Genomic DNA, 24,281 nt, shown 5'->3' with positions numbered 1-24,281 from the left:
CAACAATCCCGGCAATGATCTCTGACAAACGGAAGCCACTTTATAGATACTATCCATTAGACAGGATACTTGACAAATATCTAACGCATTCTACGCTTCGTCGAAATATGGATGGCTGGTGCCGGAATGGCATCGGTCGTAGAAGAGACGCGGAAGGCGTTGCTGGAGGATGGCTTGAAACTCACACGATCGCTCATCGGGGCGGAAACCTCGAATCGGCCGGACGCAACTGTTTTCGATCGTATGGATGTGATGACAGGGGATGTCGCCACCCGGGTCGAGGGGGCTGACAAGAACGACGCGCGACGCGCCTGCGATGTGGCCGCGGCAGCCTTTCCCGCATGGGCCGCGCTGGGCCCCAACGCCCGCCGGCTGCTGCTATTGAAAGCGGCGGACGAAATGGCCGCGCGCAGCGAAGATTTCGTGGCAACGATGATGGCCGAAATCGGCGCCACCCGCGCCTGGGCGGGCTTCAATGTCCATCTTGCGGTCGGTATGTTGCGCGAAGCGGCAGCCCTGACGACACAGGTGCGAGGCGAAACGATGCCATCCGATCGTGCTGGATGTTTTGCCATGTCGGTGCGCAAGCCGGTGGGCGTGGTGCTGGGCATCGCGCCGTGGAACGGCCCGCTGATCCTGGGTACGCGCGCTGTTGCCGCGCCGCTCGCCTGCGGCAACACAGTCATCCTCAAGGGATCGGAAGTGTCGCCCGGAACCCATGCAATGATCGGAGAGGTGTTTCGCGACGCGGGCTTCCCCGAAGGCGTCGTGAACGTCGTCCTGAATGCGCCGGCCGATGCGGCCGAAGTGGTGGCGGAGATGATCGCTCATCCGTCGGTGCGCCGCATCAACTTCACGGGATCCACCCATACCGGCCGCATCATTGCCCGCCTTTGCGCCGAGCAACTTAAACCGGTGGTGCTCGAACTGGGGGGCAAGGCGCCGCTGATCGTCTTCGACGATGCCGACCTGGATGAAGCCGCCGCCGCCGCCGCATTCGGCGCTTTCATGAATTCGGGCCAGATCTGCATGTCGACTGAACGTCTGATCGTGCACGAGGCGGTGGCAGAAGCCTTTGCCGCCAAGCTTCAGGCCAAGGCGCAGTCCCTGAAGGCAGCCGATCCACGCAGCGGCGCCGCACCGCTGGGACCACTGATCGATCCCAAGGCAGCGGAAAGCGTCGCCGCGCTGGTCGCCGATGCGGTGGCCAAGGGTGCGAAATTACACGGCGACAATGCCCACGATCGGGCGATCATGTCGGCCGGCTTCGTCAGCGGTGTCACCCCTGAAATGCGCCTCTATCACGAGGAAAGCTTCGGCCCTGTCACCGCGATGATGACCTTTACCGACGAGGCCGAAGCCGTGCGTATCGCCAACGATACCGAATTCGGCCTGACCGCGGCGGTGTTCACGCAGAACATCTCGCGCGGGCTGCGCGTTGCCGATCAGCTCGATACCGGAATGTGCCATGTCAACGGCCCCACAGTCCACGACGAGGCACATATGCCGTTCGGCGGGGTCAAGTCATCGGGCTATGGCCGCTTTGGCGGTGCCGCCGGCATTGCCGAATTCACTGAACTGCGCTGGATCACGGTCGACACCGGGCACGTCCACTACCCGATCTGATATCCAGGTATAACGCAGGGCGACAGCTCTTTTTGAGGAGGACGGCCGTGGCCGATCAGGAAATCTCGATGTTCCGGAAGATCTGGAGCATGGGCAACTATCACAAGCTGGCTGCCGAACACCAGATCATCAGCGAGCATCTGGTAGCCGAAGCGCAAGTGCGCGCGGGGCAGAAAGTGCTCGACCTTGCCGCCGGTACCGGGAACACCGCGCTTGCCGCTGCGCGCCGCCGCGCGCGCGTCACCGCGTCCGATATCGTGCCAGAGATGCTGGAGGTGGCGCGCCAAAGGGTCGAGGCGGAGCAGTTGGACGGGGTCGACTATCATGTCGGTAATTCCTCGCCCACTATTCCTTTCGATGACGGCGCATTCGACATGGTGCTGTCCAGCCTGGGTGTCAGTTTCTATCCCGACCACCAGCAGGTGATAGACGAATTGCTGCGCATCACGCGGCCCGGCGGCACCATTGGCATCGCCCTGTGGCCCGAAGCGAGCCTGGCGTCCGACGTCTTTCGTGCCGGGCAAAAGCTGAACGCCGGCGCTACCTCGATCGACAAGATCCAGCCCGCGTACCAGATGTGCAACGGCGATTATCTTCGCGAACGGTTACAGGGGCGGCATGCATCGCTGCGCCACGTCTCGGGCACGTATGAAAGCTGCTTCACGACGCTCGATGCCTACGTCGAGGAACATTGCCGCAATCATCCCCCCGCCATTCTCCGTCTTGCCGCCTATGACGCTGCGCAGCAGGCGGAATATCGGCAGATGTTGCGCAGCATTGCCCAGCGGTACAACCGCGCCACCGACGGAACGGTCGCGATCTGCATGGACTATACCATCCTCATTATCGTCAAGGCCTGAGCGGCCACGACCATTCCAGCGCCCCGTCAGGGGCAAGCAATTTGACCAGGAGAGATTGATGGCTTCGATCACCGGCGGCGAACTCGTTGTCCGCGAATTGCGCAAGGCGGGGATCGACCGCTTGTTCGGTCTGCATGGTGCGAACATCGATACGATCTTCCAGGCCTGCATGGACGCGGGGATGCCGATCGTAGACACTCGGCACGAAATGAACGCCGGCCACGCCGCCGAAGGCTACGCACGCATTACCCAAGGTCTTGGCGTCGCGCTGGTGACGGCCGGGGGCGGCATGACCAACGTGGTCACATCGATGGCAAACGCGCTGCTCGACCGCACTCCGGTTCTCTATCTGTGCGGATCGGGCATGCTGAAAAGTCGCCAGACCAACACGTTGCAGCATGATATCGATCAGGTGGCTTTGGGCACGCCAGTTACGAAATGGGCGCACCACGTCACCTGCGTCGACCAGATTCCGCGGCTTGTAGCGCAGGCTGTGCGCATCGCGATGCAGGCCCCGCGCGGTCCGGTGATGCTGGACCTGCCATGGGATGTCCTGATGGCGAGTGTGGAGGAAGACGACCTGCCCGACACCGGAACGAACACCCTGCGTTCGTGCACGATCGATGCCGCGACGGCATGCCAGGTGGTCGACATGCTCGTCAGCGCGAAACGCCCTGCCATCGTGCTTGGTTCGGAAGCGGCGCGCGGTTCGGGCCGCGAAACCGTCGAACGTATCGCGGCGGCAACCGGCGTTCCGGTCTTTACGGAATTCGAAGCCGCCGCGCTGCTGCGCGATCTGCCCGACAACGTGAACGCAGGCTTGTTGCAGGGGCTTTACGGGTTGGGCGACCAAGCGCCTGATGTGATCGTCATGGCCGGGATGCGCTTTGGTCTCTACACCGCCCATGGCTCGGGAACGCTGATCCCGCATGATGCGCGGATCGTCCAGATCGATCCCGACGCGCGCGAACTGGGGCGGCTGCAATCGGTGGAGCTTGGCATTGTTGCCGACGTCGGTCCCGCCCTGCAGGCGCTGGCGGACGCTGCGGAGCAACCGGGTGTGGGCGAGGCAATCCCGGCAGAACGTAGCCAATGGCAGGACACCGTGCGTGCGCACGTCAAACGGCGCTACGATGCGGTGGCGGCCAACGTCACCCGCCGTGAAGGCGTCCTGCACCCGTTCACTGCATCGGAGATCGTCGCCGAGCACGTGGACACGGACGTGACGGTGGTGGCCGACGGTGCCCTCACCTACCTGTGGCTGTCTGAAACCGTCGCCGCGGCGCGGCCGCGGGCGCTGCTGTTCCACAGCCACCTGTCATCGATGGGGTGCGGTTTCGGCATCGCCGTCGGCGCCCAGGCCGGTGCCGGCGCGGACAAGCGGGTCATCCTCGTCACCGGCGATGGCGCAGCCGGCTACAGCCTTGGCGAATTCGACACGCTCGTCCGCAACGGCCTTCCGTTGATCGTCATCGTGATGAATAACCGCAGTTGGGGAGCAACGCTACATTTCCAACAGATCGTGGTCGGGGCCAATCGCGTCACCGGCACCCTGCTGGAAAACGGTCGCTACGAACAGGCGGCAACCGCCTTCGGGGTGACCGGCTACTTCGCCGACAGCGCCGAAAGCCTGCGCGAGGCGCTTGCGACCGCAATGGCCCGCAACGAACCGGCCTGCATCAATGTTCTTGTCGATCTGGACCCCATTCCGCCGGAAGAGCTGGTGGTGATGGGCATGGACCCGTTCACACCGCCCTCGGAACAGACATTCGGATAATGGCTTCGGAACCGTTTCCCGGTATCGGCCGGTCAAGCCGCAGCCCGCATGGTCGACAGCGCGGGCACGACTCTCTAAGGGCGGTGTCGAAAAGAGAAACGGGTCATGACATGGCGAGCGACAAAGCGGTAAATATCACCGGCGATATCAATGATGACACGTGGCGGCACAGCACGATCGGCCGCATCCTCGGCGACGCTTTGCGTCGTTATGAATCGCGCGTCCTGGAAATTCTGGAGCAAAACGGCCACGAACATATCCGCTCTTCGCACATCAACCTCACGCGCAATCTCGATATCGGCGGGACCATCACGACAGAACTGGCCCGCCGCGCGGCAATGACGAAGCAAGCGATGGGCGAAATCGTCGAGCAGTGCGAAAAGTTGGGCCTGGTCGAGCGCATTCCGGACAAGCGCGACGCGCGGGCCAAGATTGTGCGGTTCACTGCTGCCGGTATCGAATGGCTATCCGCCTTCCGCCTCGCGATCGAGCAGACCGAACAGGAAATGCGCGATGAGCTCGGTTTTCTCCGCACAGACGCAATTGCCTCCGCGCTTAAAACCTATGGACACGATTTCGATCAACTTGGCAGCGACAGTCGTCAGGCTCCACCCTCGCGCCGCCGCTAGGGCTGGCAGATCGCCCGCAAGTCGCGCGATGCTCGCCTGCCACCCTTTCAGTGAATTTTCTGCGCTTGTGCTTCAGGCACATTTCGTAGAGGTGCCATTGCCAAGGTCGGAACCCTGCTCGGAAAGCAGGCCTTCGACACTCCGAAGCGACAGCGGATAGCGCACGTAAAGCATCCCCACCGTTTGGATGATGTGGGGAGAACAGTGAAAATATCGGAATGAATTTTCGGCCTTGCTCATGCAAACCGGCTAGGCTCAGGACCCATTGATTAGCGTGCAGCGATATGATTCAGGCTCCGCAAGGAGACTGTGCATGAGCGATCTGTATTGGCTGACGGACGAGCAGATGGCGCGTCTGTCGCCATATTTTCCCAAGAGCCATGGAAAGCCACGGGTTGATGATCGGCGGGTCCTGAGCGGGATTATCTTCGTCAACCGGAACGGCCTGCGTTGGCGGGATGCTCCCAGAGAATACGGGCCCCACAAGACATTGTATAACCGCTGGAAACGGTGGGGCGAGATGGGTGTGTTTGCTCGGATGATGGAAGGTCTGTCCGCCCAGAGGGCCGAACCCCAGACCATCATGATCGACGCGACCTATCTCAAGGCCCACCGCACGGCTTCCAGCCTTGGGTTAAAAAAGGGGATCTCGGGCGCCTGATCGGACGGACCAAAGGCGGTATGAACACCAAGCTTCATGCCGTCACCGATGCCAATGGCCGCCCTTTGAGCTTTTTCATCACGGCTGGTCAGATCAGCGACTACACGGGCGCCGCGGCCCTCCTCGACGACCTGCCAAAGGCGAAGTGGATGCTGGCCGATCGGGGTTATGACGCCGACTGGTTCCGGGACGCCCTCGAGCAGAAAGGCATCAAGCCTTGCATTCCCGGCCGCAAATCGCGCTCCATGCCCGTCAAATACGACAAGCGCAGATACAAGCGGCGCAACCGCATCGAGATCATGTTCGGACGCCTCAAGGATTGGCGCCGCGTGGCAACGCGATACGATCGCTGCCCCACCGTCTTCTTCTCCGCTCTCGCTCTGGCCGCCACCGTGCTCTTCTGGCTGTGATCAGTGAGTCCTGAAACTACGTCATCGTTCCCGGCGACAGGAGCGCGGGCCGCCCCGCGTCCAGCACGAAAGGCGAAACGCCGGGCGATCCTCCGTCGAACCAAGCGGACATGCTCTCGCTTTCGCTTACGGACGGCGATCTCGCTGGCGGTGCTTTCACCTTCCAAGGGTTCTACAATCGTACGCAGGACACGTTCGGCGGCGGTACTTTCGCAACGTTCCAAGACCCGGACATCGATCCAACCGGTCAACTGTTCGACCAGTCGGCTAACAAGTCGCGCAAGATCGGCGGCAAGGTCAGCTACGAAAGGTCCGTCCCCGGATTTGACGATCTGGTTGTCACACTTGGCTTTGACGCGCTGATCGACAAAACTGAGCAGACTCTTGTCCAGACGGGCCGCGCATGGGTGCCCGAAACCGAATTCCGCAGTTATGCGCCGTTCGCGCAGGCGAACCTCAAACTTGCGGATGGTCTGGTACGCCTTGCGGGCGGACTGCGCCATGAAGACGTGGAGTTGAAAGTGGGTGACTACGAAACCCTGGCCTCCTACGGCGCGACGGATGCGGGCGACATTTCGACCTACGAACCCGTCTTCGTCGGTGGCGGCAATCCGTCTTTCAGCAAGACGCTGTTCAACGGAGGTGTCATCGTCGAGCCGGTTGACGGCGTTCGCGCCTACGGCAGTTACGCGCAGGGCTACACGATCGCCGATGTGGGGCGCATCCTTCGCGGGATTACCGAGGAGGGCGTCGATATCGACAACTACCTCTCGCTTGAACCGGTCATTTCCAACAACCGGGAACTGGGCGTCGAGGTGGAACGCGGCCCGGTCAAGGCCAACGCCAGCTACTTCTGGTCATCTAGCAAGCTTGGATCGCGGCTGGTCCTGACCGGTGACGGCATTTTCGAGGTCGTGCGCGCTCCGGTTGAGATCGAAGGGCTGGAACTCAGCCTCAAGACTAAAACACCCGTGACCGGTCTGGACGTGTCGGTCGCATACAGTCACCTTATCGGCAGGACCGACGATGACGGCGACGGCGTACTCGAAGCTGAGTTGGACGGAGCCAATATCTCGCCTGACCGTCTCAATCTGGCCGCTGATTACGCCCAAGGCCGTTTCAGCGCGCGGGCACAGGCACGCTTCTACCTTTCGCGCACATTCGAAGGGCAAGTGCCCGAGAGCGCATTCGACGGGTACACGCTGCTCGATGCCTATCTCGGCTATCAGGCCGGGTTCGGCCTCGTCTCGCTGGGGATCCAGAACGCTCTCGACGAATATTACCTGACCTATGACAGCGATACCGTGCGGACGTTCGACAACTCCCGCTACTTCTCAGGACGCGGGCGCACATTCACGCTTTCGTTGCAAAGCGAGTTCTGATGGCCCTTCTGGCGACGCTGCACCGATGGGCCGGAGCGACAATCGGGTTGATCCTGATCGTCATGGGCCTGTCGGGCATCGCGCTGGTTTGGGAAGGGGAATGGATCGGTCTGCCCGGCGCAGATGATCCTGTAGTAGCTTCGCCATTCAGTTTGACGCAGACAGTGGAGGCCGCATCGACGCACCACCATGGACTCACCCGGATCACCTTCGCCAGCGACGAACTGGGCCTGCATCAGGCGGCCTATAGTGACGGAAGCGGCGCTTACCTCGATCAGACCGGAGCGATCGTCGATCAGTGGAACAGCGTCTGGGGACGGCCCGAGTTGTGGATTTTCGACCTCCATCATTATCTCTTTGCCGGTGAGGCGGGCGAGATCGTCGTTGGCGTGGCGGGTATCGCAGGCGTCCTTTTTATCGTTTCGGGAGCGATCCTGTGGTGGCGCACGCGCAAGACATTCTCGTTCCGGCTCTGGCCCAAACGCATGTCGCGAAGTGCGATCGTCCGCCAGCATCGCGATCTCGGCATCGTCATGGCTCCTGTCCTGTTGCTGACAATGCTGACGGGTAGCGCCATGATCTTCGAGCCGGTCTCGGCTGCGATCGTTTCCCCCCTGCCCGAAAGGTCGCCGAAGCCCCTCTCGTTGGATAGTCGCGTAGAGCGAGGAGACTGGCAGGCTGTTTTCCGCATTGCTGAGCTGACATTCCCCGGCGCCGCGATCCGAAGAATCCAGATCGCAGAGGAGGCATCCACACTACGGGTCCGTCAACCGTTCGAGTGGACGCCCAACGGAAGGACATATCTTCGATTTGACCAAACTGGCGAAGTCCGGATCGACGCGCCCGACGCCACGCTCGACAAGCAAAGTTTGAGTGAGAAGTTTTATCCCATTCACGCGGGCAAAGTTGGTGGGCTCACATGGCAGATTTTTCTCACATCTGGTGGACTTGGCCTGATCATCCTCGGTGCATTTGCGTGCTTCAGTTTTTGGACCCTGCGAAAAGCCAATCCCTGAAACCCGCATGGACGGTATCAAGGCCTTCCGGCTTTAGCACATCGGGTCACCGATCTGGTAATTTCCCGCTGAGCTGAGAAGTCATTTCCCCCAACGACTAGACCATGTCTTGAGGCCGCACGAGGCGGGCGAATGTCTGTGCATCCACCAAGCCAAGTTCGATCCCCGCCTGCTTTAGCGTCTGGCTACTCTCCAACGCATGTTTGGCGATTTTAGCGGCGTTATCGTAGCCGATTTCGGGCGCCAGCGCGGTGACCAGCATGAGCGAACGCTCGACCAGTTCCGTGATACGCTCTTCATTCGCTTCGACTCCCTCGATGCAGCGTTTAGCAAAGCTGTCCACTCCGACAGCCAGCAGCTCGATCGACTGCAGCACGTTTGCTCCGATGAGTGGCATAAAGGTGTTAAGTTCGAATTGGCCCTGCATGCCGCCGACCGTAATGGCTTGGTGATTGCCGATGACCTGCGCGGCAACCATTGTCAGCATCTCGACCTGTGTCGGATTGACCTTGCCCGGCATAATCGAACTGCCAGGCTCGTTTGCCGGTAGCGATAATTCGCCAAGACCTGATCGAGGGCCAGAGGCCAGCAACCGAATGTCGTTGGCAATCTTGTTTAGCGCCACTGCGAGCGTGTTGAGCGCGCCCGAGTAGGAGACCAGTCCATCTCTCGCAGCAAGTTGCTCGAATGCGTTGTCGGCCGGGCGGAACCGATGGCCGGTAATGTCGGAAAGGGCCGCCACCATGTCACCCCGCCAGCCTGCGGGCGTGTTCAACCCGGTACCTACCGCTGTTCCGCCGATGGCGAGGACACTCAGGTCGCGCTCAAGCGAGTCTTGAAGGCGTTCGCGGCAACTCGCGATTTGCGCGGCATAGCCGGAAAACTCCTGTCCCAGTGTTAGCGGCGTAGCATCCTGTGTATGTGTACGCCCGATTTTTACGATGCCTGCAAATTCATTTGCCTTGCCGTCGAGCGCCAAATGGAGAGTCGCAATCGCAGGCAGGAGTGATTGGCGCGATGTCAGTACAGCAGCGATGTGAAGTGCGGTCGGGAAACTGTCGTTCGAACTTTGTGATTTGTTCACGTGGTCGTTTGGGTGGACTGGCTCTTTGCCACCTCGGCTGCCGGTGAGCTCCTCGTTGGCGATCCCGGCGATCACCTCGTTCACATTCATGTTGGTCTGTGTGCCACTGCCGGTCTGAAAGATAGTGAGCGGGAACTGCTCATCGTATTCACCCGCACGGATCTGCGCCGCCGCCGCCTCGATCGCGTCGGCTAGATTCGAAGCGAGGCCATGCTTCCGATTCACCCTTGAAGCGGCCAGTTTCACGGCGGCCAATGCATGAACAATCTGGACTGGCATGCGCTGGTGTGATGGGAATGGAAAATTCTGCAGGCTGCGTCGCGTTTGCGCGCCCCAGTAAGCGGAAGCAGGGACCTCCATAGGTCCGATGGAATCGCTTTCAGTGCGGGTGTCGCTCATCACTATGCCTCACTTCCGGTTCAACTTTCTTAGCCCGCACCTTCAACTCTAGGCCTCATTGGGTCACCTCGGCATGTGTGTCTCAATCAAGGCAAAAGAGGCCAATCAATTCCGCCGCACGGTGTTGGGCGCACCAATCGCGCCCATGTACCACGTCAATTGACGACTTTCGGAACCAATGTCCTTTTCGTGCATCAGTCAGGTATCCGATGGCGCGAAAGATGCTGCCGTCGCTGCCAAGTCGGCTACGGCTCAGACCAAATCGGAGCATCCGCCATCGTTGTCACAGGAGGACAAGATGGTCGATACTACACAAGCGAACGACGTCACGAGTCCTACAACAAAGGAACTCGGTGATGTCCGACGTCAGATAGAGAGGGACGAAGGCCATAACCTGATCGCATCCGATCGGGTGGAAGGAACCAACGTCTATCGTCCAAACGGAGAAAAGATCGGACGCATTCGTCGATTCATGGTTGGGAAAAGATCCGGCCAGGTCGAATATGCAGTCATGAGTTTCGGCGGCTTTTTGGGCATGGGTCAGGAACTGCGCCCAGTGCCGTGGGAAGCGCTGGATTATGACGTGAACAAGGGCGGCTACATCGTATCTGCAGAAGAGGAAACGCTCCTCAACAGCCCGTACATTCGCGAGGAGAAAGAGCCAGCATGGGATCGTGCCTATGGCATGCATGTCTTCGGTTACTGGGGCGTCCCGTACTGATTGATTGTTGTTGGCTCGGCCCGCACTTGGCGCTGGGCCGACGCGAGGCTCCACGATTAATGTCTGACCAGCAAGTGGAGCCGGAGGCGGTCGTCGATCGGCCGCCTCTTCGCAATTCGACATTGGAGAGGAAACACCATGCCTATTCGTCCGATCGCCCTCGCCGGCACGTTGGCTTTGGCCGCATGTACCTATTCCCAGACTGAAGATGCCTCGACCCAGTCGGCATCGGCGACCTCTAGAGATTGCTTCTTCTTGTCGGAAGTCAGCGGGTTCAACGATGCGCCCGATATCGAGCCCGGCTTCGACCGAATTTACGTCCATACCGGCCCACGCGAAACCTACCTGTTCGAAACATTCGGCAGCTGTCCCGACTTAAATTACTCGGAAACAATCGCTTTCGACCAGAACGGTCCCGGCCAGATATGCAGGGGGATCGACGTTGATCTGCTGGTACCCACCAGCATCGGTGTGCAACGCTGTCCGGTGCGAATGATCAGTCGGGTTGCGGAAGACGAATGACATTCGTCGCGGCCTGCTGGTGGCGGGTCAAACCGGGAAAGGAAGAGCAGTTCCGATCGGCGTGGCGTCGCGGAACCGAACTTATAAGGAAGCACTACGGTTCGCTGGGTTCACGTCTGCACCGAGACGATACGGGACGCTTTATCGGAGTTGCCGAATGGCCAGACAGAGACACCTGGCAGCAGGCATTCGACGCCAAAATGAAATATGATGACCCCGCTACCCGTGCGGCTTTCTTAGATTCTCTGGAGGAATGGGCTGATGAGCCGCTGCTATTGATGGAGGTCACGGATGATCCGCTCGAACATGGCGGCGATGATCCGAAACCCTAGCTGCACTGACGTAATTGGCCGATCGAAGTCCATCCGGAGCTTCTATTTCCGTCAATCAGTTAATTTGGCGGCCTCAAATTAACTGACGGTTTTCAGCGGTGTATCTGCCAAAGGTTATCTTGATCCCGCGACAGATGGCACAGCATATTGTCGCCCCGCCAAAGCTCAAACCACTTTCCCGGCGGTTCAGTCATCAGCTGTGAAAGAGCACCGGCAGCAGTATCCGCCTCGAATTGAATGTCTTCGTCGACGTCTTGACCATCGTCGTGGAAGTGTAAATGGAATAGAGTCATTTTGCCCCTCCAACAAAGTGTGGTGGGCGGATTCTTAATTTAATTACGCGGCGATCCGTCCTGACGCCGGTCGATCCTCATAGGGATATCCATCCGTACCATACACGAAACGGCATTCGCCGTAAAATGCTCGACCGATCTCTCTTTCATCAGGAAGGGCGCACAACATCGATGCCGGCAGTTCGCTTTGCCGTAACGTTCGCCAATGTCTGACGCGCGGCCTCAGTCGTAGCTTGCGAACACTTCTTGCCCGAAATCGCCAAACGCAATCACCTGGTAGGGCTGGGTGTGACCACCCATCTCCATGCCCGGCGATCCAAGCGGCATTCCCGCGACGGCCAGGCCCTTGACGCCTTTCGGACGCTCATCGAGCAGACGTTGGATGTCGGCGGCGGGAACGTGCCCTTCGATGACATACCCTTCAACTTCCATTGTGTGACACGACATGAGATCGGCGGGAACATCGCGGTCGGCCTTGACCTGCGCCATGGGGATGTCTTCGCGCATTACGACTTCGGCCTTCAGTCCGGTCCGGACATGTTCAGCCCATTTGTGGCAGCAACCGCAACCGGTGTCGCGGAACATCACGTAGGGTGCTGCCTGCGCAGCGCCGGTGCACGCTGCCAGCAAAAGGGCCAGCGCCGTAGCCGGGAGCCGGACAGTTGCGGACTTGAAAGCGATCATCGTCTTTTCCTCTGCAGCAGGTCTATAAATGTGCCGACGTTCCATGGCTACCATAGGACAGGAGTCAATTATCCCTGGCTGAACTGATACGAATGGCTGGTTGCTCTCCCGAAATCGTGTCGATGATCGGGCAATCCGGCCGATCGTCGCCATGGCACGTGCGGGCGAGATGGAGCAGGCTGGAGCGCATCGCGGCCAGTGCGTCCACCTTGCGGCCAAGTTCGTCGGCCTTTGCAAGGGCCAGCGCCTTGACTTCGGAACTGGCACGATGCTCGTCGCTCCACAATTGCAGCAGCTCGCCGATCTCGTCGATGGAAAAACCCAGATCGCGGGCATTGGCGATGAAGCGCAACCGGTTCACGTCCGCATCGGAATAATCGCGATAGCCACTTTCACGGCGTGGCGGTGCCGGGATCAGATCGATCTTCTCGTAATGCCGGATCATCCGCTGCGAAACGCCTGTCCGCCGCGATGCATCGCCAATATTCATAGCTGAGCCGCCTTCAGCCGCAAGGCATTGCCGATCACGCTGACCGAGGAAAGCGACATCGCGGCGGCCGCGATCACGGGAGAAAGCAGGATCCCGAAGTGCGGGTACAGCATACCCGCCGCCACCGGCACGCCCAGCGCGTTGTAGCCGAATGCGAAGACGAGGTTCTGGCGGATGTTCGACATGACCTTGCTGCTGAGCGCGCGGGCCCTGGCAATGCCGGTCAATTCGCCATTGAGCAGGGTTATCCCGGCGCTTTCGATCGCGACATCGGTGCCCGAGCCCATGGCGATGCCCACGTCTGCGGCGGCGAGTGCCGGCGCGTCGTTCACCCCGTCACCGGCCATGGCGACGACATGACCTTGAGCACGCAGCCGCTCGACCACCGCGCTCTTCCGGTCGGGCAGAACATCGGCCTCCACTTCGTCGATACCGAGAGACCTCGCCACGGCCTCTGCCGTGGTGCGGTTGTCGCCCGTCAACATCAGGACGCGGACGCCCTCGGCGCGCAAGGCCTTCAGCGCTTCAGGCGTTGTCGTCTTGACTGCGTCGGCAATGGCAATGACGCCCGCGACCTTGTCGCCGATGGCGATCAGGATCGCCGTTGCGCCGTCCTGACGCAGCAAGTCGGCATCGCTGGCAGCGGGATCGGGGTCGACGCCATTCTCTTTCAGGAAAGTGGCATTGCCGAGCAGGACCCGACTACCCTCGACCGTGCCGATGGCCCCTTTGCCCGTGGGCGATTCAAAACCCTCAAGGGCAGGTGGGGCGATACCGCGCCGCTCCGCTTCGGCCATGATCGCCAGCGCCAGGGGATGTTCCGAGGCCTGCTCGACGCCAGCGGCAAGCCGCATCAGGTGTTCTTCCGACAGCTCGCCCAGCGGGACGACACGGGTTACCGACGGCTTGCCCTCGGTCAGAGTGCCAGTCTTGTCGACGACCAGCGTATCGACTTTCTCCATCCGCTCCAGCGCTTCGGCATTTTTGACGAGTATGCCCTCCTCCGCACCACGGCCCACGCCGACCATGATCGACATCGGCGTAGCCAGACCAAGCGCGCAGGGGCAGGCGATGATCAGCACGGCCACTGCAGCGACCAGCGCATGGGCAAGGCGAGGTTCCGGCCCCCAGAGACTCCACGCGGCGAAAGCACTCAATGCGACGACGAGGATCAGCGGCACGAACCAGCCCGCTACCTGGTCGGCCAGCCGCTGGATCGGCGCGCGCGAGCGCTGGGCCTGGGCCACCATCTGCACGATGCGTGCAAGAAGCGTGTCGCGGCCCAGCTTTTCCGCGACCATCACCAGAGAGCCGGTCGTATTGATGGTGCCGCCGATCACCGAGTCACCCGATTGTTTGGAAACGGGCATGGATTCACCGGTCACCATCGACTCGTCGATGGCGGAGGCGCCTTCAGCCACCGTGCCGTCGACCGGGATTTTCTCACCCGGCCGGATACGCAGACGATCGCCGACCTGCAGATCCTCCAGCGGAACTTCCTCATCACCGTCCGCGCCAACCCGGCGGGCAGTGCGGGGCGTCAGGCCTAGCAGGGCCTTCAAAGCCCCGGACGTTCGTTCGCGGGCGCGAAGTTCGAGGACCTGACCCAGCAGGACCAGCACGGTGATGACCGCCGCCGCTTCGAAATAGACCGCGACGGTGCCGTCGGAGGCGCGGAATGCATCGGGAAACAGCCCGGGGGCAAGGGTCGCCACCATGGAATAGGACCACGCCACCCCGGTCCCGAGAGCGATCAAGGTAAACATGTTGAGGTTGCGCGAGGTGATCGAAGCAGCCGCCCGCGCAAAGAACGGCCAGCCTGCCCACAGAACCACCGGAGTCGCCAAAACCAGTTGCACCCAGACCGAGACGTCCATCGGGACAAGATGATGGATCGCCGGAAACAGATGTCCGCCCATTTCCAGCAGAAATACAGGTATGGTCAGCGCCAAGCCGATCCAGAACCGCCGCGTCATGTCGACCAGTTCCTCGTTCGGACCGGCATCGGGATCGACCATCTCGGGTTCGAGCGCCATGCCGCAGATAGGGCATGATCCCGGGTGATCCTGACGCACCTCGGGGTGCATCGGACAGGTCCAGATCGCACCTTCGGGCACAGGCGGTTCCTCAGCCGCGCCGTTCAACCAGCGATCCGGATCTTCGGCAAATCGCGCCTGACAGCGGGCGCTGCAGAAATGATGATCTTGCCCTGCACGCGTAGCGTGATGCGGCGTCGTCTGCGGATCAACCTGCATTCCGCATACCGGATCGGTGACTGTCGCGCTACCTGCCGCTGCGTGATCGTGGTGACAGTGCTGATGCTCGTCCATCGGCTTAATCTCCTTGCCGACGACTCATATAGGACCTGACATGATGTCAGGGTCAAGAAGGCATTTTGATCACTCGGCTAGCCTATCAGATTGCTGGCGCATCGCACCTCGACATCGGCCAGCTTTGCGATTGTGACAGACTGGCAGCTACCCACCCCATAGCCGTCATCCGGACCAGGCATCTCTCGTCCCAAGAGCCGACCGGCGGCTTCACCACATCGCTGACCGAAAGCGGAATTTCTGCTAGCGACCCTAATTGCGGACATTCCCGGTGGCGCGGCTCAGCCTCTATACCGAACCGCCTCGACAAACAGTCGGAACGCCAATGAAGCGTGCCGCCTGTTGGGATAGTAAAGGTAGTAAGGGGGGAGGTCCTCGCTCCAATCTTCCAGCACCTTCTCTAGCCGTTTCGTCTCCAGCAAGTCGTCCACCTGGTCCAAGGGCAGGTTGGCAATGCCAAGTCCTTCCAGCGCTGCATCACGAATTGGTCCGAGAGAGTTAAACGCGGCCTGACCTTCTAGGCGGACATGCACTGCCTTCTTCTCCTTGGCTAATCTCCACTCATAGAACGTCCCGCTTGTGGGCATACGCAGGTTGAGGCACCTGTGGTCCTTCAGATCGCGTGGGTGCTTTGGTGGCGGATTGCTGGCGAAGTATGCGTGGGAGGCGACTATCGCCATCTCGATTGGCGGCGATACGGCCTAACGCCCGAACAATATCGCCAACGTTGGAATTTGCCTGCGGACCACCCGCTTAACGTCAGATCGGAGAGGCGGACCAAGAATTCAAACCTGATGAACGGTGCCATCAGCCCTTCGCCCGCAAAACGCATCTCAAAGCGTCTTATGCTCGGCCTGACCGACAGATAACCCCGCCGGTCAATGGCAACCGTTTCAAAGCGAATGCGCTGCCCGCTGCGGACAAACCTAATCCCACCCGATCTCGGGGAACATTTCGTCGAACAGCCTCGCAGTTCTTTCGATCTCAGTTTCCTTCCTCGGCGTAGGAATGCGTCCACCGTCGCGTATGAAGTCCCGCCGCGCTTCTCTCATGTGGCCGAGGAAGCGTCGTGACATCTCCATCATGCCCCGCAGTTCCTGCAAACGCTCACACTGGAGGGCGTTCATTGACGAACGTGCTTTGCCTTCCGCCGTGCGCGGCCCCGTCGATTTCTCCCAAGGCTTCCACCGGTGAATGGCTTCTGCCTGCTTCGCGCGCCGTTCTAGCGTCCAACCTGATGACTTTCTCATGATGCCTTCAATAGTTCGTTCGAGGACAAGGTGTGCGGGTAAGTTTATGCGGGTGGACCGACGGACTGGTGCAACGCGTTGCACGAACGCTCTTCAGCCAACGCCATGAAACGCTGTTCGACGTTGCGGACAGAGGCGGCATGCCACTGACCACCCCGTGCGGTTGCAATACCTCGCGCAGTCAGCTTGCTTCAGCGCCTCCGCCTCCGCTTCACCAACCAGACGGTGGGCATCGGGGTCGTTCCACGATTGCAGCGCGGACATCTCCCACTGCAAATCTTCGGTAGCGGCGTCGCGTTCGTCGGCTGGGTCAGCCGAACTCCGCTGCCGGTAGTCCAGTTCCGTCTTGCGACGCTGGAAGAACTTCCGGGCCAGTGCGGCGACTTCCGCTTCGCTCAGGTGGTTCTCTGACGGCTGCGCGATCTCATCCGGTTGAAGTTCGCGTTCGGCTTCCACGAACGCGGCTGTCCAGTCCGCTGCCTCCTTGAGGTGAAGCGCCTCTGCTTCCCGGCGATCCTTCGTCTTCAGGCTCTTCAGGATTTCGCGTCGCCCGAACTTCGGGACGAGTGCCGTGGGCACGACGATGCGCGAATAGTAGGTCCGGCCACGCAGTTGCAGGCCTCTGGGTTTTGCCACCTGTTCCACTCCTGCACTGTAGCAGTTTTGTGTAGCAGGAGGAAAAGGAAACCTCCGTAATCCCTAGGCTTTTAGGAATATCTGGAGGTTAAGAACCGGATGGTGGAGCCGAGGGGGATCGAACCCCTGACCTCTACAATGCCATTGTAGCGCTCTCCCAGCTGAGCTACGGCCCCATTTTCCATCGATATCGGCAATCCCCTGGGAGGGTTTGCCCATCCGAAGCAGCGTGTCCGCCGCGTCGGGAGCCGGCTCTTTAGGGAGACGCCCTCTTGCTGGCAAGGGGGAATTTCGTCTCTTTGCCAAAGGTATCGAAAACCTTCGGAAAACAGGCGGGACCGGCCGGTAGCCCCGCCCATTTTCAGCCCGTGGGCTTCAGCGACGATCAGTTATCGTCGTCATCGTCCTTGGACTGGGCAACGCCAAGATCGTCGTCACCGCCGAGGTCGACGTCGTTGTCCGGCGAATCATCGTCGTCATCGACATCGATATCCAGATCGTCATCGCCCAGATCGCTGTCGTCCGCCTTCGAATCGGGCTTCTGCTCTTCCATCGGGATCGGCTGCTTGGACTTCAAAACCGGTTCGGGCACCCATTCGTTGCCGCATTCGATGCAGGCGACCGGATCGTCCTTGCCGAGATCGTAGAAGCGGGTGCCGCACTTCGGGCAGGTGTGCTTCGCACCCCATTCGGGCTTGACCATGAAATTCCTCGTTCGAAATAGCACCCCGCTTGCGATGCCGGGGCGCGTTGCATGCCTAAATCTGGGTTCGCAACGGGCCGTCTGCAAGCAGTCCGCCCACGCGAAGAGCGCGCGCCTTGCCATAAGCCCATGCCCCTGTCAAAAGCCGCGGCAAAACGGGCGCACCGCCAGCATCACGAGCGTTATCTTGAGCCACTCCGCAAACCCCTCTCCGCGACGCTTTACCACAGGCGCTCCGCTCACCGGTCGCATCGCCGTTCCGGGCGACAAGTCGATCAGCCACCGTTCGCTGATGTTCGGCGCACTGGCCGTGGGCCGCACCACCGCGCGTGGCCTGCTGGAGGGTGAGGATGTCATGGCCACCGCCGCAGCGGTGCGCGCAATGGGGGCCGGAGTCGAACGGGCGGACGATGGCACGTGGACGATCGACGGTGTCGGCGTGGGCGGCCTGCTGCAGCCGCAGACTGCGCTGGACATGGGCAATTCAGGCACGTCCACCCGCCTGTTGATGGGCCTTGTCGCCAGCCACGGCATCACCGCGACATTCACCGGCGATGTCAGCCTGTCGAAACGCCCGATGGGCCGCGTGATCGAACCGCTTTCGCTCATGGGCGCGGATTTCACCGCCAGCCCCGGCGGGCGCCTCCCTCTTACCATGCGCGGTGCACATCCCACCGTGCCGATCGAGTACCGCCTGCCGGTCGCCAGCGCTCAGGTAAAGAGCGCAGTGCTGCTCGCAGGGCTCAACACGCCGGGCATCACCACCGTGATCGAGCCTGTCGCCACCCGCGACCACACCGAACGGATGCTGACCGGATTCGGCGCCGACCTCACTGTCGAGGAAGTGGATGGCGAGCGCGTGATCCGCATCCGGGGCGAAGTGGAACTGAAGCCGCAGGACATCGTCGTACCCGGCGATCCGTCGTCTGCCGCCTTCTTCGTAACCGCCGCGCTGCTGGTGCCGGGGTCCGACCTGATTGTGGCCAATGTCGGATTGAACCCGACCCGCGCCGCGTTGTTCGATGTGCTGCGCGCCATGGGCGGCTATATCGAGGAACTGGACCGCCGCGACGTAGGGGGCGAACCGGTGGCCGACTTGCGCGTTCGCCATTCGGCTCTCACCGGCATCGAGGTCGATCCCGCCATCGCCCCTTCGATGATCGACGAGTTCCCGATCCTGTTCGTTGCCGCCTCGATGGCGAGCGGGCGTACCGTCACCAGCGGGCTGGACGAACTGCGCGTCAAGGAATCGGACCGCCTCTCCGCCATGGCCGCGGCACTGACAGCCGCCGGCGCGCGGATAGAGGAGCGCGAGGACGGGCTGGTGATCGAAGGCACCGGCGGCGAACCGATCTCCGGCACCGCAGGTGCGCCGGTCACGACGCATCTGGACCACCGCATCGCCATGAGCATGGCGGTAGCCGGCCTTGTCAGCCGCGACGGGGTCGAAATCGACGACACGTCACCGATCGCCACCAGCTTCCCCACGTTCGAGGCGCTTCTGACAGAGGCCATGGCGTGAACCGGGACGTTATCGTGGCACTGGATTGGGCCACCCTGATCGGTTTTGTCGGCATGGCATGCATCATCTTCGCCTATGGCTATGCGACGGTGCGTGAACGGCCCAACCCGTTCGTGCAGCACGGCGTGAACCTGGCGGGGGCCGCATTCCTGACCGTCTCGCTGATCTACCACCCCAACCTGCCATCGCTGGTACTGGAAGGGTTCTGGGCGGCCATCGCGATCTGGGGCCTGTTCAAGGCACTTCGCCAAAGGGCGCGGGCATGATTATCGCTGTCGACGGCCCCACCGCGTCGGGCAAGGGTACGATCGCGCGCGGCCTTGCCCGCCATTTCGGCCTGCCGCACCTCGATACCGGCCTGCTCTATCGTGCCGTGGGGCGACAGGTGCTGCTGGCGGGCGGCAATCCTGATGATCCGCTGGACGCGGTGCGCGCGACCGATTTTCCCGATAGCTTGCTGGTCGATCCCGTGCTGCGGCACGAAGGCACTGGCGCGCTGGCAAGCCGGGTTTCGGTGCACAAGGGCGTGCGCGCGGCCCTGCTGGAACGCCAGCGCGCCTTTGCCGCACAGCCGGGCGGTGCGGTGCTGGACGGGCGCGACATCGGCACCGTCATCGTGCCGGATGCCGACGTGAAGCTGTTCGTCACCGCCAGCGTCGGTGCACGCGCACGCCGCCGCCATGCCGAGATGTTGTCGCGCGGGTCGGATGCCCCGCTGGAGGCGATACGGACCGACCTCATCGCCCGCGACGCGCGCGACCGCAACCGGGCAGAAGCTCCGCTGGTAGAGGCGGCGGACGCCATCGTACTGGACAATTCGGACCTCGACGCGCAGCAATCGCTGGCCGAAGCGATCCGGATCGTGGAAGCCGCAGTCGCAGACAGGCCGGATCGCCCGGCCTGACACACCGCTCAGGCGCGGTTTTCCTTGCTTTCATGCCTGCATTGGCCTAAGCGCGCGACCGTCCCGGACAGCCTTGGCTCAAACGGACCTTCGCGGCGGTATCCGGCCTCGCGGGGAACACGGCCCTCTTGCCCCGCTAAACCCGCAATGGTGCGGGAGGTGGAGAAAGACCCCGGTAAAACCGGTGGCCGGTAGCAGACAGAACAGGAAGACCTGGATTATGGCCACTTCGGCAAATCCCACTCGCGACGATTTCGCGAAAATGCTCGACGAAACCCTCGGCTCCGAAGCCGATGGCGGCTTTGAAGGCCGCGTCGTCAAGGGCACCGTCACCGCAATCGAAAACGGCCTGGCCGTCATCGACGTAGGCCTGAAGAGCGAAGGCCGCGTGCGCCTCGCCGAATTCGGCCGCAACGGCGAAGATGGCGAACTGAACGTCGGCGATGAAGTCGAAGTTTTCGTCGACCGCGTTGAAAACGCCGACGGCGAAGCAATGCTCAGCCGCGACCGCGCCCGCCGCGAAGCCGCCTGGGATCGCCTCGAAAGCGAATTCGGCGAAGGCAAGCGCGTCGAAGGTTCGATCTTCGGCCGCGTCAAGGGCGGCTTCACCGTCGACCTCGACGGCGCCGTGGCCTTCCTGCCCGGCTCGCAGGTCGACATCCGTCCGGTTCGCGACATTGCTCCGCTGATGGGCATTCCGCAGCCGTTCCAGATCCTCAAGATGGATCGTCGCCGCGGCAACATCGTCGTGTCGCGTCGCGCCGTCCTTGAAGAAACCCGCGCCGAACAGCGCAGCGAACTCATCGGCAACCTGGAAGAAGGCCAGGTCATCGACGGCGTCGTCAAGAACATCACCGACTACGGTGCGTTCGTCGACCTCGGCGGCATCGACGGCCTGCTCCATGTCACCGACATGAGCTACAAGCGCGTCAACCACCCGAACGAGGTGGTGAACATCGGCGACACCGTCACCGTCCAGATCGTCCGCATCAATTCGGACACGCAGCGCATCAGCCTTGGCATGAAGCAGCTGGAAAGCGATCCGTGGGATGGCGTTGGCGTGAAGTACCCGGTCGGCGCGAAGCTGTCGGGCGTTGTCACCAACATCACCGAATACGGCGCATTCGTCGAACTGGAAGCTGGCATCGAAGGCCTTGTCCACGTTTCGGAAATGAGCTGGACCAAGAAGAACGTCCACCCCGGCAAGATCGTGTCGACCTCGCAGGAAGTCGACGTCATCGTTCTGGAAGTCGACGCCGACAAGCGCCGCATCTCGCTCGGCCTCAAGCAGGCCCAGTCGAACCCGTGGGACGACTTCGCAGAGAAGCACCCCGTCGGTTCGACCGTCGAAGGCGAAGTCAAGAACGCGACCGAGTTCGGCCTGTTCATCGGCCTTCCGGGCGACGTCGACGGCATGGTCCACATGTCGGACATCGCATGGGGCATCTCGGGCGAAGACGCGCTGGCGCTGCACCGCAAGGGCGAAATGGTCCAGGCCGTCGTTCTGGATGTCGATATCGACAAGGAACGCATCAGCCTCGGCATGAAGCAGCTTGAAAAGGGTGCACCGTCGGCTGACGGCGCTGCCTCGGCCTCGGGCCTCAAGCGCAACGACGTTGTCACCGTCACCGTTCTCGAAGTCCGCGATGGCGGCCTCGAGGTTCAGGTCGGCGACGATGGCGCCACCGGCTTCGTGAAGCGTTCGGACCTTGGCCGCGACCGCGACGAACAGCGTCCCGATCGCTTCCAGCCCGGCCAGAAGGTCGACGCGATGGTCATCGGTTTCGACCGCACCAAGAAGCCGAACTTCTCGATCAAGGCGCGCCAGATCGCCGAAGAGAAGCAGGCTGTCGAGCAGTACGGTTCGTCCGATTCGGGCGCATCGCTGGGCGACATCCTCGGCGAAGCGCTGAAGAACCGCTGAGCCGACGCGGCGGCAGTGCGAGATCCACTCGCACTGCACGGCCGCTAGGCCGTCCGGCGGGCGGCAGCGCCGCTCGTTCGACGTGACGGGATTAACTCCCGTCACGGTCCTTCAGGACAAAACCCAAAAACAACAGACCCGCCGTGGCCTTCGTGCCCGGCGGGTCTTTTGCTTTCTGCCGCCCCCGCCCCTATCTGGAAGCTTGAGGAGCATCGCCATGATCGAAGTCCACCAGTTTCCCTGCCTGTCTGATAACTACGGCTTCCTGCTGCACGACACCGACAGCAACGAAACCGTCTGCATCGATACGCCTGATGCAGAAGCCTACATGCGCGAGGCGGCTGCGCGCGGATGGCAGATCACCCAGATCTGGAACACGCACTGGCACCCCGATCACGCCGGCGGCAACGTGGCTGTCAAGAATGCCACCGGATGCCGCGTAACCGCTCCCGCCGTCGATGCCCCCAAAATCGCCGCGGTCGACCGCACGGTGAATGGCGGCGACACGGTGGCCATCGGCGATTGCGTCGCCCAGGTCATCGATGTCGGCGGGCACACGAACGGCCATATTGCCTATTACCTGCCCGATGTCGGGATCGCATTCGTCGGCGATTCCGTCTTCGCCCTTGGCTGCGGCCGGATGTTCGAAGGGACGCCGGACCAGTTCTGGGCCAGCCTGAAGCGTATCCGCGAACTGCCGGATGAAACGCTGCTCTACTGCGCCCACGAATATACCGAGGCCAATGCCCGCTTTGCGCTACACGCCGATCCGGACAATGCGGAATTGCGCGATTATGCCGAAGAGATTCGCGCAAGGCGCACGCACGGCGAGCCGACGGTGCCGACACGGCTCAGCCGCGAATGCGCGACCAATCCCTTCTTGCGCGCGGACAGGCCCGATATCCGCGCAAGGTGGGGTGGCGATACGCCCGAAGATACTTTCGCTGCGCTCCGTCTGGCCAAGGACAATTTCTGACTTAGCCGGCACAGGCGGATTACAGGCGGGTCAGGCAGCCTCCACCGCGAAGGTCACGCGAAGTCCGCTTTCGCTCCACACATGCTGTGCAGGCTCCGGCAGCATCGCCGACAGCCGGTCGATCAGCCTTCTGCCCGTCGCTGCATCGGGTTCGATGCCGGGCGCCTTGTCGAGACTTTCCGTCCAGCTGAAATGGATGTGCCCTTCGCGCGCACCTTCGATCGTCAATTCGACCGCACCACCGGCGCCCGACAGCGCGCCGTGGGTCAGGGCATTTGATTCCAGTTCGCCAAGAACGATCGCGAGAATGCGCGCCGTTTCGCCCAAGACCGAAGCATCCGCACCATTGGCGAGCGCGAAACGCGGCAAACCGATTGCCTGATCGAGAACCTTTTCAATGACAGCACCGACGGGGGCTGCCCGACCATGTTGCGCAAGCACGTCGATTGACGCCGATACTTTCCCGATCCGCTCCATCAGCCGTTCCCGATCCGACGCGCCATCGCTGCCCAGCGATATGCGGGCCAGCGCGTTGATCGCGGACAACTGGTTACGGGTGCGATGCGCCAGTTCGGTGGCGCTGCCGGCATCATGGCCGGCGTCACGCTCGTGCTCAGGCTGCGAAACGGAGATGTCCCTGGAACTGCAAAGGATATGCGTGCAGCGTCCGTACCGGTTGCAGATCGGAGAAACCGAAACCTGCCACCAGCGATCGGCACCCTTGGCAGTCGGGCAATAGGCTTCGAACTTATCCTTTTGTCCGGATGCGGCAAGCGCCAATGCCGTGGCAAGACGAGGACGGCTTTCCGTTGGCCACAAGTCCGGCAAAGCCAAGCCGGCGACATCGTCGAAATCGTCAATTTCCATGGCCGCACGGCCATTCGGGTTCATGTATTCGAGCTCACCGCTGCAACTGAGAACCTTGATGCAATCAGGACTTTGATCGAGGATTTTCCAGACAAGTTCGTCGGAATCGATGCCGCTTTCGCGTAGGCGGACGAGGTGTTTCATGCTGCGACCCCTGAAACGCGGGCTCCCAATACCCGCACTCAAGATGCTAGCATTCAACGATTTTCGAGTCGATGGCCCAAACGAAACGCCGCCCCTGTACGAAAGCACAGGAGCGGCGAAACTGTGTAACGGTGCGATA

25 protein-coding genes and 1 tRNA gene are annotated in these 24,281 nt (G+C 61.5%); 16 read left to right on the top strand and 10 right to left on the bottom strand.

The features are described 5' to 3' along the window. Nucleotides 1-243 precede the first annotated feature (243 nt). The 7 genes from A7A77_RS02295 to A7A77_RS02260 all read left to right on the top strand — a co-directional run bounded on the left by A7A77_RS02295 (nt 244) and on the right by A7A77_RS02260 (nt 8,361). Nucleotides 244-1,626 (top strand): aldehyde dehydrogenase, encoded by a 1,383-nt coding sequence (locus A7A77_RS02295; RefSeq protein ID WP_066553489.1) that lies wholly within the window; start codon nt 244-246, stop codon nt 1,624-1,626. Between the two features lie 47 nt (nt 1,627-1,673). Further along, entirely contained in the window at nt 1,674-2,486 is an 813-nt protein-coding gene (locus tag A7A77_RS02290) for a class I SAM-dependent methyltransferase (RefSeq protein WP_066552902.1), read from the top strand. A 58-nt stretch (nt 2,487-2,544) separates the two neighbouring features. Then, nucleotides 2,545-4,263, top strand: a complete 1,719-nt coding sequence (locus A7A77_RS02285) for a thiamine pyrophosphate-binding protein (RefSeq protein WP_066552899.1) — start codon at nt 2,545-2,547, stop codon at nt 4,261-4,263. A gap of 110 nt (nt 4,264-4,373) precedes the next feature. Continuing rightward, nucleotides 4,374-4,892 carry a MarR family winged helix-turn-helix transcriptional regulator gene (locus A7A77_RS02280; RefSeq protein WP_066552896.1) on the top strand — a complete coding sequence of 173 codons (519 nt, stop codon included), beginning with the start codon at nt 4,374-4,376 and terminating at the stop codon, nt 4,890-4,892. Nucleotides 4,893-5,205: 313 nt separating this feature from the next. Continuing rightward, a protein-coding gene (locus A7A77_RS17405; RefSeq protein ID WP_156500333.1) for an IS5 family transposase occupies nt 5,206-5,963 on the top strand; the annotation gives its coding sequence in 2 pieces (ribosomal slippage) (nt 5,206-5,524 and nt 5,524-5,963; 759 coding nt in all). 110 nt (nt 5,964-6,073) lie between these two features. Continuing rightward, the gene (locus tag A7A77_RS02265) at nt 6,074-7,345 is read left to right on the top strand and encodes a TonB-dependent receptor domain-containing protein (RefSeq protein ID WP_066552887.1); all 1,272 of its coding nucleotides are present in this window, start codon (nt 6,074-6,076) and stop codon (nt 7,343-7,345) included. Continuing rightward, nucleotides 7,345-8,361 carry a PepSY-associated TM helix domain-containing protein gene (locus tag A7A77_RS02260; protein ID WP_066552879.1) on the top strand — a complete coding sequence of 339 codons (1,017 nt, stop codon included), beginning with the start codon at nt 7,345-7,347 and terminating at the stop codon, nt 8,359-8,361. The genes A7A77_RS02265 and A7A77_RS02260 overlap by 1 nt, the downstream gene beginning before the upstream one ends. 97 nt (nt 8,362-8,458) lie before the next feature. Here A7A77_RS02260 and A7A77_RS02255 read toward each other — a convergent pair whose 3' ends face one another. After that, the gene (locus tag A7A77_RS02255) at nt 8,459-9,844 is read right to left on the bottom strand and encodes a class II fumarate hydratase (protein WP_066552876.1); all 1,386 of its coding nucleotides are present in this window, start codon (nt 9,842-9,844) and stop codon (nt 8,459-8,461) included. A gap of 298 nt (nt 9,845-10,142) precedes the next feature. On the opposite strand from A7A77_RS02255, the gene A7A77_RS02250 reads away from it, so the two are divergent. The 3 genes from A7A77_RS02250 to A7A77_RS02240 all read left to right on the top strand — a co-directional run bounded on the left by A7A77_RS02250 (nt 10,143) and on the right by A7A77_RS02240 (nt 11,419). Further along, nucleotides 10,143-10,565 carry a PRC-barrel domain-containing protein gene (locus tag A7A77_RS02250; protein WP_082835859.1) on the top strand — a complete coding sequence of 141 codons (423 nt, stop codon included), beginning with the start codon at nt 10,143-10,145 and terminating at the stop codon, nt 10,563-10,565. 138 nt (nt 10,566-10,703) lie between these two features. Further along, nucleotides 10,704-11,087, top strand: coding sequence for a DUF6491 family protein (locus A7A77_RS02245; RefSeq protein ID WP_156500331.1), 384 nt, complete (start codon nt 10,704-10,706; stop codon nt 11,085-11,087). Then, nucleotides 11,084-11,419 (top strand): antibiotic biosynthesis monooxygenase family protein, encoded by a 336-nt coding sequence (locus A7A77_RS02240; RefSeq protein WP_066552865.1) that lies wholly within the window; start codon nt 11,084-11,086, stop codon nt 11,417-11,419. Before A7A77_RS02245 ends, A7A77_RS02240 begins: the two co-directional genes overlap by 4 nt. A gap of 92 nt (nt 11,420-11,511) precedes the next feature. Here A7A77_RS02240 and A7A77_RS02235 read toward each other — a convergent pair whose 3' ends face one another. The 5 genes from A7A77_RS02235 to A7A77_RS18560 form a co-directional block, all read right to left on the bottom strand. Further along, entirely contained in the window at nt 11,512-11,712 is a 201-nt protein-coding gene (locus A7A77_RS02235; RefSeq protein WP_066552863.1) for a hypothetical protein, read from the bottom strand. Between the two features lie 222 nt (nt 11,713-11,934). Continuing rightward, nucleotides 11,935-12,396 (bottom strand): DUF411 domain-containing protein, encoded by a 462-nt coding sequence (locus A7A77_RS02230; RefSeq protein WP_066553481.1) that lies wholly within the window; start codon nt 12,394-12,396, stop codon nt 11,935-11,937. Between the two features lie 64 nt (nt 12,397-12,460). Continuing rightward, complete coding sequence (gene cueR, locus A7A77_RS02225) at nt 12,461-12,886, bottom strand: Cu(I)-responsive transcriptional regulator (RefSeq protein WP_066552862.1); 426 nt, start codon at nt 12,884-12,886, stop codon at nt 12,461-12,463. Then, the gene (locus tag A7A77_RS02220) at nt 12,883-15,216 is read right to left on the bottom strand and encodes a heavy metal translocating P-type ATPase (protein ID WP_066552861.1); all 2,334 of its coding nucleotides are present in this window, start codon (nt 15,214-15,216) and stop codon (nt 12,883-12,885) included. The genes cueR and A7A77_RS02220 overlap by 4 nt, the downstream gene beginning before the upstream one ends. Before the next feature lie 281 nt (nt 15,217-15,497). Beyond that, nucleotides 15,498-15,896 carry a LysR substrate-binding domain-containing protein gene (locus tag A7A77_RS18560; RefSeq protein ID WP_066552858.1) on the bottom strand — a complete coding sequence of 133 codons (399 nt, stop codon included), beginning with the start codon at nt 15,894-15,896 and terminating at the stop codon, nt 15,498-15,500. Here A7A77_RS18560 and A7A77_RS18555 point away from each other — a divergent pair. Further along, nucleotides 15,822-16,085: a MucR family transcriptional regulator gene (locus A7A77_RS18555; protein ID WP_425388534.1), complete on the top strand. Its 264-nt coding sequence runs from the start codon at nt 15,822-15,824 to the stop codon at nt 16,083-16,085. The two genes, A7A77_RS18560 and A7A77_RS18555, sit on opposite strands and share 75 nt — an antisense overlap. 474 nt (nt 16,086-16,559) lie before the next feature. Here the strand turns inward: A7A77_RS18555 and A7A77_RS02210 are convergent, their stop codons facing one another. The 3 genes from A7A77_RS02210 to A7A77_RS02200 all read right to left on the bottom strand — a co-directional run bounded on the left by A7A77_RS02210 (nt 16,560) and on the right by A7A77_RS02200 (nt 17,805). After that, nucleotides 16,560-17,102, bottom strand: a complete 543-nt coding sequence (locus tag A7A77_RS02210; protein WP_156500329.1) for a DUF6538 domain-containing protein — start codon at nt 17,100-17,102, stop codon at nt 16,560-16,562. A 100-nt stretch (nt 17,103-17,202) separates the two neighbouring features. Then, nucleotides 17,203-17,278: transfer RNA gene (locus A7A77_RS02205), tRNA-Ala, on the bottom strand. Between the two features lie 209 nt (nt 17,279-17,487). Further along, entirely contained in the window at nt 17,488-17,805 is a 318-nt protein-coding gene (locus A7A77_RS02200; RefSeq protein ID WP_066552853.1) for a TIGR02300 family protein, read from the bottom strand. 187 nt (nt 17,806-17,992) lie between these two features. Here A7A77_RS02200 and aroA point away from each other — a divergent pair, with 187 nt between their 5' ends. The 5 genes from aroA to gloB all read left to right on the top strand — a co-directional run bounded on the left by aroA (nt 17,993) and on the right by gloB (nt 23,131). After that, nucleotides 17,993-19,327 carry a 3-phosphoshikimate 1-carboxyvinyltransferase gene (aroA, locus tag A7A77_RS02195; protein ID WP_066553478.1) on the top strand — a complete coding sequence of 445 codons (1,335 nt, stop codon included), beginning with the start codon at nt 17,993-17,995 and terminating at the stop codon, nt 19,325-19,327. Further along, nucleotides 19,324-19,593, top strand: a complete 270-nt coding sequence (locus A7A77_RS02190; RefSeq protein WP_425388533.1) for a CBU_0592 family membrane protein — start codon at nt 19,324-19,326, stop codon at nt 19,591-19,593. Before aroA ends, A7A77_RS02190 begins: the two co-directional genes overlap by 4 nt. Continuing rightward, complete coding sequence (locus tag A7A77_RS02185) at nt 19,590-20,231, top strand: (d)CMP kinase (protein ID WP_066552851.1); 642 nt, start codon at nt 19,590-19,592, stop codon at nt 20,229-20,231. The genes A7A77_RS02190 and A7A77_RS02185 overlap by 4 nt, the downstream gene beginning before the upstream one ends. A gap of 220 nt (nt 20,232-20,451) precedes the next feature. After that, nucleotides 20,452-22,155 (top strand): 30S ribosomal protein S1, encoded by a 1,704-nt coding sequence (gene rpsA, locus A7A77_RS02180; RefSeq protein WP_066552843.1) that lies wholly within the window; start codon nt 20,452-20,454, stop codon nt 22,153-22,155. 217 nt (nt 22,156-22,372) lie between these two features. Further along, entirely contained in the window at nt 22,373-23,131 is a 759-nt protein-coding gene (gene gloB, locus A7A77_RS02175) for a hydroxyacylglutathione hydrolase (RefSeq protein WP_066552841.1), read from the top strand. A 30-nt stretch (nt 23,132-23,161) separates the two neighbouring features. Here the strand turns inward: gloB and A7A77_RS02170 are convergent, their stop codons facing one another. Then, entirely contained in the window at nt 23,162-24,142 is a 981-nt protein-coding gene (locus tag A7A77_RS02170) for a PAS domain-containing protein (RefSeq protein WP_066552839.1), read from the bottom strand. Between the last annotated feature and the right edge of the window lie 139 nt (nt 24,143-24,281).

The sequence above is a fragment of the Croceicoccus bisphenolivorans genome, from assembly GCF_001634625.1.
Lineage (GTDB): Bacteria > Pseudomonadota > Alphaproteobacteria > Sphingomonadales > Sphingomonadaceae > Croceicoccus > Croceicoccus bisphenolivorans.
Note: the sequence above shows the minus strand (reverse complement) of the source record. Positions and strands in the feature narration are given on the sequence as shown.